Source organism: Phytobacter sp. V91 (assembly GCF_965644225.1).
GTDB lineage: Bacteria > Pseudomonadota > Gammaproteobacteria > Enterobacterales > Enterobacteriaceae > CBFFRJ01.
This window is the reverse complement of record NZ_CBFFRJ010000341.1, coordinates 1-337: the sequence shown is the minus strand read 5'-3', so window position 1 is coordinate 337 and position 337 is coordinate 1. Positions and strand designations below refer to the sequence as shown.

At 56.1% G+C, this 337-nt stretch carries 1 protein-coding gene; it reads left to right on the top strand.

Annotated features, from left to right (window positions below):
- On the top strand, window positions 1–204 hold a 204-nt coding region (locus ACSZO4_RS25950), incomplete at its 5' end, for a transketolase-like TK C-terminal-containing protein (protein WP_437891944.1).
- Between the last annotated feature and the right edge of the window lie 133 nt (window positions 205–337).

Here is a 337-nt window from a genome sequence, read left to right as displayed (position 1 = left end):
CGTGAATCTGTGCTGCCAAAAGCGGTGTCTGCTCGTGTAGCCGTGGAGGCGCTTATCGCTGACTCCTGGTACAAATATGTCGGCCTGAACGGCGCTATCGTCGGCATGACCACCTTCGGCGAATCTGCTCCGGCTGAACAGCTGTTTGCGCTGTATGGTTTTACGCCTGAAAACGTAGTGAAAGTCGCGAGATCGGTGCTGTAAGGTTTTGCCCCTATCCCTCTCTCCCGGGCAGGGGACTTGCCTTTCTCCCTCGCCCCTTGGGGAGAGCAGCTGTGTTTAAAGTCAATGGGTGGCAGCTAACCTGCCGCCCATTTTGTATTGTCACGCACCATGG